At 41.5% G+C, this 9,104-nt stretch carries 11 protein-coding genes; 9 read left to right on the plus strand and 2 right to left on the minus strand.

The window, feature by feature from the left end:
- Window positions 1–123: 123 nt before the first annotated feature.
- The 4 genes from AC5JMF_RS25625 to AC5JMF_RS25640 all read left to right on the plus strand — a co-directional run bounded on the left by AC5JMF_RS25625 (window position 124) and on the right by AC5JMF_RS25640 (window position 3,794).
- Window positions 124–603 carry a DUF2656 domain-containing protein gene (locus tag AC5JMF_RS25625; protein WP_495798522.1) on the plus strand — a complete coding sequence of 160 codons (480 nt, stop codon included), beginning with the start codon at window positions 124–126 and terminating at the stop codon, window positions 601–603.
- A gap of 243 nt (window positions 604–846) precedes the next feature.
- Window positions 847–1,551 carry an ankyrin repeat domain-containing protein gene (locus tag AC5JMF_RS25630; RefSeq protein ID WP_495798523.1) on the plus strand — a complete coding sequence of 235 codons (705 nt, stop codon included), beginning with the start codon at window positions 847–849 and terminating at the stop codon, window positions 1,549–1,551.
- Between the two features lie 365 nt (window positions 1,552–1,916).
- Window positions 1,917–3,047: a glycosyltransferase gene (locus AC5JMF_RS25635; protein ID WP_495798524.1), complete on the plus strand. Its 1,131-nt coding sequence runs from the start codon at window positions 1,917–1,919 to the stop codon at window positions 3,045–3,047.
- A 78-nt stretch (window positions 3,048–3,125) separates the two neighbouring features.
- Complete coding sequence (locus AC5JMF_RS25640) at window positions 3,126–3,794, plus strand: acyltransferase (protein ID WP_495798525.1); 669 nt, start codon at window positions 3,126–3,128, stop codon at window positions 3,792–3,794.
- A gap of 109 nt (window positions 3,795–3,903) precedes the next feature.
- Here AC5JMF_RS25640 and AC5JMF_RS25645 read toward each other — a convergent pair whose 3' ends face one another.
- Together AC5JMF_RS25645 and AC5JMF_RS25650 are read right to left on the minus strand one after the other, a co-directional pair.
- Window positions 3,904–4,788 (minus strand): glycosyltransferase family 2 protein, encoded by an 885-nt coding sequence (locus AC5JMF_RS25645; RefSeq protein WP_495798526.1) that lies wholly within the window; start codon window positions 4,786–4,788, stop codon window positions 3,904–3,906.
- A 53-nt stretch (window positions 4,789–4,841) separates the two neighbouring features.
- A complete protein-coding gene (locus tag AC5JMF_RS25650; protein ID WP_495798527.1) occupies window positions 4,842–4,982 on the minus strand; it encodes a hypothetical protein in 141 nt (46 codons plus the stop codon).
- A gap of 341 nt (window positions 4,983–5,323) precedes the next feature.
- Here AC5JMF_RS25650 and AC5JMF_RS25655 point away from each other — a divergent pair, with 341 nt between their 5' ends.
- The 5 genes from AC5JMF_RS25655 to AC5JMF_RS25675 all read left to right on the plus strand — a co-directional run bounded on the left by AC5JMF_RS25655 (window position 5,324) and on the right by AC5JMF_RS25675 (window position 8,870).
- Entirely contained in the window at window positions 5,324–6,184 is an 861-nt protein-coding gene (locus tag AC5JMF_RS25655; RefSeq protein ID WP_495798528.1) for a phycobilisome rod-core linker polypeptide, read from the plus strand.
- 149 nt (window positions 6,185–6,333) lie between these two features.
- Complete coding sequence (locus tag AC5JMF_RS25660) at window positions 6,334–7,083, plus strand: phycobilisome rod-core linker polypeptide (protein WP_495798529.1); 750 nt, start codon at window positions 6,334–6,336, stop codon at window positions 7,081–7,083.
- Window positions 7,084–7,098: 15 nt separating this feature from the next.
- Window positions 7,099–7,227: a hypothetical protein gene (locus AC5JMF_RS25665; protein ID WP_495798530.1), complete on the plus strand. Its 129-nt coding sequence runs from the start codon at window positions 7,099–7,101 to the stop codon at window positions 7,225–7,227.
- A 170-nt stretch (window positions 7,228–7,397) separates the two neighbouring features.
- Entirely contained in the window at window positions 7,398–8,159 is a 762-nt protein-coding gene (locus AC5JMF_RS25670; protein WP_495798531.1) for a phycobilisome rod-core linker polypeptide, read from the plus strand.
- A gap of 171 nt (window positions 8,160–8,330) precedes the next feature.
- Window positions 8,331–8,870: a phycobiliprotein lyase gene (locus AC5JMF_RS25675; RefSeq protein WP_495798532.1), complete on the plus strand. Its 540-nt coding sequence runs from the start codon at window positions 8,331–8,333 to the stop codon at window positions 8,868–8,870.
- Window positions 8,871–9,104: the final 234 nt, after the last annotated feature.

Below are 9,104 nucleotides of genomic sequence, written 5' to 3' on the forward strand. Positions count from 1 at the left end.
TCCCCAATCCCCAATCCCCAGTCCCCAGTCCCCAATCCCCAGTCCCCAGTCCCCAATCCCCAATCCCCAATCCCCAATCCCCAGTCCCCAGTCCCCAGTCCCCAGTCCCCAATCCCATTACAAATGACAAATAACAAAATATCCCAAGGGCGGATGCTGCTTTCTCACAACTTTGATGTTTCACCTGATATCGTTCCAACTCTCAGCCGGGAAGAGTTTACAGAGGTTTTTAAAGAGGGGTTAAGTGTTCACGAACATCTCAAATGTCGCTTAGTAGACAATCCACATTGGATTGTAGAGGTTTTATTTTCTACAGAGGAATTTTTGCCTCAGCAGGTGGGCGAACTGTGTGCCTATGCTTTAGCCCAGAAGCGCCAAAAACAGCGATCGCCTTCAGCACCCATCCCGGAAATTCTCATCTTGGGTGGTATCAAAACAACTCCGCCTACAAGTAATTCTCCTGATGCTCTACAACCAGGCAATTGGGGCGTAGATGTCGTAGAAACTCTTTCATCTCAAAAATTTTTACAAGCGATCGCCTGGGATGCCACCATTGCCCAAAAATCCCCCGAAAGTATCTTCAAAGTTGAACTGAAAGATTAGAAACTAGGTACTGGTAACTGGGGAATTGTCATTTGTCATTTGTTATTAATTATTCTCCGCGTCCCCCTACCCTTCTCCTATCGGAGACGCTGCGCGAACGGGAACGCTTTCAGCGAACGGGTTCGCAGTCGCTCATGGGGGAAACCCCCAAGACCACGCTGTCTCACCGCGTCCCCGCGTCTCTGCGTCTCCCTCATCTTCCCCCACTCCCTACTCCCCACTCCCTACTCCCCATTTCCCACCATGCCTTCTCTAAATGATGAACTAATCCGAGCGATCGTCAGAGGTGACACCACTACTGTCAAGACACTACTAGCTCAAGGTGCAGATGCAAATACAACTGGCGGTGTAACAGCCGTCGGAGCTGGTAACACTGGGCTAATGTGGGCAGCTACAGATGGATATCTCGATATTGTGGAACTACTGCTTACCCATGGTGCCAATGTCAACACCAAAAACGTAGCCAATTATACTGCTTTAATGTACGCAGCCGAATCAGACTACCGGAACGTTGTTTCAATTCTGCTTGATCATGGTGCTGGTATCGATGATCGCAACCACTATGGTGAGACAATATTAATGTCAATGGCACGGCATGGACAGACCGACATAGTACAACGTCTAGTAGCAATGGGAGCTGAAGTAAACGCCACCAATAAGATTGGTAATACAGCTCTATACTTAGCCGCTGAAAATGGACACCCATATACAGTAAAAGCACTCATCGAACTAGGTGGTGAAGTGAATACCGCCAACCTTGGTGATTGGACACCACTAATGATGGCATCAGCACGGGGCGATCTCGAAACAATGACAATATTGTTGGAGCATGGTGCAGATTTTCGTCCCCAAAATCGCTGGGGTGCAACAGCTTTGAGTGAAGCCCGCAAATCCTTCCGCTCCCATCAAGCGGCAGAACTTTTAATTAGCGCCGGCGCAACGGAGTAAAAAGCAGGCAAGCAGAGACTTCAAAAGTTATATTTAAATACTTGAATCTTGGCTTGATGAGCGAAAAGTAGAGAGTAGCGTAAAACGAAAATATTTAAACCTTCTGTACAACTCTACTCTTGAAAGAGTGACAAAAAAAGATCTGGTGAGTCAGTGGTGTGTATAATTCCTGTAGAAAGTCTTGTCTTATTATAAAATTGACTGTATCTTTAATGATGGGTTTTTGATAAAACACTAACTAATATAATCTGACGTATTCTAGATTTGCACCAAAAACTTGATTATGTATGCTCAATTTAGAACGAATAAGCTTTAGCTTTTTAGTATTTGAATTAAAACATAATATATTTAACTAAGCAATAATTATGAATGTTTATATATACTTACCACAATTTCCGGAATCAGAAGACAAAATCGTTGATGGAATGACAAAATCTATACATGGTTTAGCTTCAGGACTGACCTGTTGTGGAGAGCAAGTTACAATATTGTGTGAAGGTCTTGAAGATAAATCCTTTAAGTCAAAGGCCGGTTATGAAATTAAGCGTTTTGCTAATAAAAGTCAGTTCAAAAGGTTTCAACTACCAGATGGGTTAAAACACCATATTTCTCAAAATAAAAATCCATATATTGCAATCATTAATGGAATATTTTTTCCTAAAAGCTATTTTTTGTCGCGTTTATTTTTAAAAAATGCCATACCGTATGTAGTGGCACCACACGACCCCTATCATCCAGCTATTTTTAGTAAAAACGCCCATCTAAAATGGCCTTATTGGCATTTGATGGAGAAGCATTTATTACGGCAAGCACATGCTATTCAAGTTTTAGATATTCGTCATGCGGAATGGTTAAAACGTTTAAATGTCCATACTCCAGTTATAGAGACACCTAATGGTTTCTCACCGAATGAAGTAAATTCTGAATCATTGCTAAATTGGAGGACACAAGAGGGAATCCCTAAACTTTTATTTTTAGGACGCATAGATGCTCACAATAAAGGTCTAGATATCTTAATTGATGCATTTAAAGAAGTTTTGACTTCAGCAGATGCGGAACTTGTAATCCAAGGCCCAGATTGGGGTGATAAAAATAAACTAGAAAGACAAGCTAATCAGCTTTCAATATCAAAAAAAGTTTCTTTTTGTGATCCCAATTATGATAAATCTTCTTCATCAATCATTGCTGAACATGATATTTTCTGTCTGGCTTCGCGTTTTGAAGGATTTAGTCTAGCTGCATTAGAAGCAATGCTAGCAGGTCGAGTATTATTAGTTTCCGAAATTGCTGGTATTGCACCATATATTCAAAAAAGTGGTTGTGGAGTTGTAGTTAAACCAGATGTATTATCAATCAAAGAAGGAATAATAAAATTATTAACGTGTCGTTCAGATTGGAAAGAAATGGGATTAAGAGGGCGGCATTATGTACTTGAGCATTTACAATGGAGTAAAATTGCATTTAATGCATTAGAACACTATAAAAAACTAATCTAGCTAATTTTTAAATATTCTGGATATATTTATTTTTTTGTCAAGTTACGATAGAGCTATTATAAATAAAAAAACTATCTCATGAATAATTTTTTCGTTGCTGTTTTAGTTGCCTTACTTCCATCTTGGATAAAAATATTAGTTTTAAGAATGATGGGTCATGAAATTGGCAAAGATGTTTATATTGGGATGTCAATCTTAAATATTCGGAAAATCACCTTAAAGGACGGGGCGAGAATTCAAAACTTAAACTATTTTAAAAATCTCTCACATTTAACTATGATGGAGAGATCTGCTATTTCAGGATGGGGGAATTGGTTTACCGCTTCCCAAGCAAATTATCAAGACAACGAAGACTTTGGATGTTTAACAATTGGAGAAAGAGCTAGTATAACAGGTAGGCACTATTTCGATGTTCAAGGACGAATAGTTATAGGTAAAGGCACTTTGATAGGTGGTTTTAATTCAACCTTCTATACGCATACTATTACGGCGGACATTGATACTACTAATATTAACAAGCCAATTATTATCGGCGAACGCTGTTACGTTGGTAGTCATTGTATATTTTTACCTGGTACAGCTATTGGTTCGTTTACGTTTGTTGGTGCTGGTTCTGTTGTGACAAAGAATTTTCTCGACAAAGATTATGTTTTGTTGGCAGGAAATCCAGCGATGGTTAAGAAAGTTTATCCTAAAGAGTCAAAGTTTTTCACAGAACATTTCAAGAAAATGTTACAAAAAACATAATTTTATTGCTGCTAACAGAAGAAACTCAATGGTACACTAAGCACTCAAAGCAACTTTCAAATGATTGCTCGTGATCTAGTACTAAATTATCTTGGAATTTTTTCACAAATCAAACTAAATTTTTATTTTTTTTATAAAGCATACGGTAAATACTAAGCTTTTTTAAGCTCATGATCATGAAAAATCGCCAATAATTTAATATTTGGACTAGATAGCTATGACGTAGTTTATTACTCATTTTTTGGCTGAATTGATGGAAATTTTGAGTACCTCCAGACAAAAGAAAGTTTGCGTAATTGTAATATATTTCGTTTTCTTTATAGTACTGGAAAGGTTGAATGTAGTTAGATTGTCGGTAAAAAACTAACACTTCTGGTAAGTTAGCAAGACTAATACCTTTTCGGATTACTCTACTAAAAAACTCATAGTCTTGTGCCCGATGTAGTTGTTCACAGTAACCACCATGTTCCTCAAATAAAGACGTCCTGATCATAGTGGCACAATTCGCCATTTTCATTTTGCCTTGTTTAAAGCCTTGGCATACTTCACCTGCTTCTGTAGGCCAATAAATAATTTTAGCAGGGTCAAAAATAGCTTCTTCAGAAAAAGAGCATACTTGAGAACCTATAGCACCAATATTGAAATTATTCTCTAAAAAGTTAACTTGCTTTTCAAATCGTTCAGGCAAAGAAATGTCATCACTATCACATATAGCGATGTATTTACCACGGGAGTATTCTAGGCATTTATTCCTGGTTTTGCCACGACCAAAATGTTCTTGATAATAAACTTTAATTCGGGAATCTTTTTCTGCATACTGAGCTACTAATTCGGTAGTTCCATCAGTACTACCATCATCGACAATTATGAGTTCCCAATTTGCAAAAGTTTGCTTTAATACGCTATCAATAGCATCTTTAACATATTTCTTGACATTATAAGTAGGCATCATTACTGATACAATCGGTGCTAAGGATGTTATTGAATTACTCATTTTGCAATTTTTTGATTCTCTTACGTAGCATAACCTGAAAATTTTGTCATTATTCAGCTAGACATTAAATAGTTATTATTTTTGTATAAGTATTTTTTGTAACATTTAAAATCAGTAATTTTGATGAAATCAACATAGATGTGTAGTTTTGGTTTGGCTCTGGCTTGAATTCCTTGCTGGATGCCAATTGTCATGTTGTGTTCGTCTTCATGGGTTGGTAATTTTGTTTCTAGACGATCGCATCAACAGTGTAAGTTGGAGTAGTTATGCTAGATACCCACAACTTAATCATCAAGATTCATAAATCTTCATGTTGTTGGTCGCAGACTCGTATGAAGATTGATCATAACAAAGCGTATAAAACCCTCGAAAGCTTAAATGACTCGCAGGGTTAGGTTTCTCACGCAGAAATTTAGGCTTTGTTGTCAAACAGATCAATCTAATGGCTTGATCTGCCTGGGTAAACAATCTTAGATTTCTTTACGTTTTGAAACAAATTTCTTAAACTCTGTCGTTAACCAGGAGATATCGTTTAATGCCTTTTGGACCAGCTTCACGCTTGGGGGTCAGCCTGTTTGACGAAACCCCTCCTATTGAATGGGTACCCGGTCGCTCAGACGAGGAAGCAGAATCGATTATTCAGGCAGTTTACAGACAAGTATTAGGCAACGCCTACGTTATGGAAAGCGAGCGGCTTGCCGTACCAGAGTCGAAATTTAAATCTGGAGAGTTGAGCGTCCGCGAGTTTGTGCGTACCGTAGCCAAGTCTGACTTATATCGTTCTCGCTTTTTTACCAGTTGCGCTCGTTATCGGGCGATTGAACTGAACTTTAGACATCTTCTCGGTCGTCCTCCGTTAGATTTGGAAGAAACGCGTGCCCATAGCACCATTTTGGATACCAAGGGGTTTGAAGCCGAGATTGATTCGTACATCGACAGCGACGAATACCAGAACACCTTTGGGGAAAATTTTGTACCCTACATCCGGGGCTACAAAACTGACGCACTGCAAAGTATGGTGCAGTTTACCCACACCTTCCAATTGGTTCGTGGTGCTTCCAGCAGCAGCTTGAAAGGTGATTTAGCAGGGAACAAACCCAAGCTGAATTCTTTACTCATTCAGTCCATCCCGACCCCAGTGGTTTCGCCAGCCAGCGATGGCGCTACCTTCCGCACTCCACCGGTGGGTTCCCGCACTCGTCAAGGCGTGGGTGCCTCCTCCGATGGCAAGATTTACCGCATCGAAGTTACGGGCTACCGGGCAAAAGCCGTCAACGCAGTTTCCAAGTTCCGCCGCTCTAACCAAGTCTATTTGGTGCCTTACGAAAAATTATCGCAAGAGTATCAGCGGATTCACCAACAAGGTGGCGTAATTGCCAGTATTACAGCCATCTAGCTGAGTGCTGGGTAATTAGTGCTGAGTTCTTAAGTATTGACAGTATTAAGTGTTACTTCTACAACTTACAACTGGACAGTTTCAACTCAGCACTCTTGTGTGGGCTTAGGCAAACTGAAAGTTGAAAAATTTTTAGGAGATAGGTTTCAATGGCATCCCCCGTAATTTTAGATTTGTGGCCTACCAGCAATTTGGAAGAAATCCAAACTGTGATTCGGGCAGTTTACAAGCAAGTTTTAGGCAATCCTCATGTAATGGAAAGTGAGCGATTAGTCACAGCTGAGTCACAGTTGTGCGATCGCTCTATTACAGTACGTGAATTTGTGCGTGCTGTTGCCAAGTCCGATTTTTATCGTACCCGCTACTTTGAGTCTTGCGCCCCTTACCGTTTTGTAGAACTGAACTTTAAGCACCTACTCGGTCGCGCTCCCCAAGACCAAAGAGAAGTTTCCGAACACATCGTCCGCACAGTTGCCTTAGGATACGACGCTGAAATCGACTCCTACATCGATAGCGATGAATACCAATCAGCCTTTGGCGACAATATTGTGCCCTACTATCGCGGCAAAACCAGCGAAGCCAACTTCAAACAAGTAGGTTACAATCGGACTTTTGCTCTAGATCGTGGCCCTGCACAAATTGACAGCGCTGTCAAGTCTTCTCAACTTGTCTACGCAATTGCCAGCAACTCTAGCAATATAATCAAGCCATCTTCAGCAACCGTAATTGGCTCAGGTACTGAAAAGCGGTTTAAGATTGTTGTCGCTGGCTCCAAATTTGACAGTCCCCGCCGCGTCAGCACCAGTGAGTATATTGTCCCTGCGAGCAAGATGACCCCGCAAATTCAGCGGATCAATCGCACCAGTGGGAAAATTATTAGCATTACCGAAATTGCTTAATTTCCCTAACAATGGGTGAGTGTTGCTCACCCAAATAACTTTTTCCAGAAAATCAACCATAAATCTAAATTTTTGCAGCAGGTAGCGGCGGAAATTGCCCAAGAAGCGATCGCCCCAATACCTAATCCCCATACCCTGAAATGATACAAGGGGGGATGCACTTCGGCTACGCTCAGTGACCGGGGGATAAAAAATTTTCTCCGCGTCTCCACGTCCCCGCGTCCCCGCGTCATCTTTCCTAGTCCCTAGTTCCCAATCCCCAGTCCCCCCATTCCCAAAACCAACCATAGTTCTAAATGTAGGAAACGTTAATTATGACACTTTGGATAGAAGCAGAATCTATTGAACTGCGCCCCAACACCACAGAGACAGATTTACAATTAATTATCCGAGCAGCTTATAGACAGGTATTGGGCAATGTTCATGTAATGGATAGCCAACGGCTCACCAGTGCCGAGTCTCTGTTACGCAATGGTGACATCACAGTCAAAGGTTTTGTCAGAGCAATCGCTCAATCAGATTTATACCGCTCGCTGTTTTTTGACAACTCTTCCCCCTACCGCTTTATTGAATTAAACTTTAAGCACCTACTTGGTCGGGCACCACAAGACCAAACTGAAATCTCAGAACACGTACAAATTTACAACGAGCAAGGCTACGAAGCTGAAATTAACTCTTACATCGACAGCAACGAATATATAGAGAATTTTGGCGAAAATATTGTGCCTTCCTATCGTGGAAGTAGCACTCAAACAGGTATCAAGAATGTAGGTTTTAACCGCACCTTCGCTATAGTGCGGGGATATGCAACCAGTGATAGTAGCAAAGCAGCAAAATTGATTAGAGACGTTGCAGGCAATCTTCCTACCAAAATAGCAGCTCCTGCTGGTGGTTCTGGGGCTTACAGCAACACTGGCAAGCGTTTCCGCATTACTGTCTCAAAAACAAGTAGTAGTGGCCCTCGCGTTAACCAAGGCAGAACAACCTATGAAGTAGGATACTCTCAACTATCTCAAAAAATTCAAAACATTCACAAAACAGGCGGTAAAATTCTCAGTATTGTAGAAGTTGCGTAGATAGAAAACAGGGGACAGGGAATAGGGGATGGAGATGAGACAGATGTGGTTCGACTTCGCTCACCAACCGGGAGATGAGGGAGATAAGGGAGTGAGGGAAAAGATTTCTCCGTGTCCTTGCGTCCCCGTGTCCCCGCGTCCTCTTTTCCAGTCCCCAATCCTCCCATCCTCATGAACATTACGGAATTTGTTGAGCGTTCTATTGGGCGTTGGCGATCACAACGCAGCGTCCACCATCTGGCTTTTAGTCACTTTGAAGCCGTACAATCAGTCATCGACATTATTGCCCTTTCCCCAGATGATCCGGCAGTCATTGACCTTTGTAAGTCCTACAACATAGACACTCAAGCAACAGTCTCCCCATTCCGTATGAGTTGGGAAGGTCAGTCAGACTGGGATGAAAACGAAGTTCTCAACGGCAGTTGCATCTTAGTTCCCGTTCCTGATCCTGAAGACCCCATGCGGGGTAAACTTCTACGCGATCAAGGCTATGCAGAAACCATGGCGGCAGTCGGCTCCTACTACCTAACCGAAGATGAAACCTTCGTCTTAGTTACTGGATATGACCGAGCCGCCGCAGAAGAAAAAATCTGGTTCATTAACCCCAACGTCCGCTGTCGAGTTTCTCTGATCAAAACCAGTGCTAGTACAGGTGTTGTCACAGCCTCGTTTTCCTCAGAAATTCGTCAAGAAATTAAAAACCAACAATAAAAAACTCAAAATTCAAACAACTTTTAATTCACCTTCAACCAATTTAGTCAATCCCAAAAATTACACCAAATTGGTAAGAATAGTCTTGTTTAAAATTTTTGCAAAACTTTCTTGGCACATCTTAATTACGTTAGCGTTAGCGTTAGCGTTAGCGAAGCGGTAGCGAGTCCTCGAGCGTCAGCGGTAGCGAGTCCTCGAGCGTCAGCGGTAGCGAGTCCTCGAGCGTCAGCGGTA

The organism is Desmonostoc vinosum (assembly GCF_059505385.1).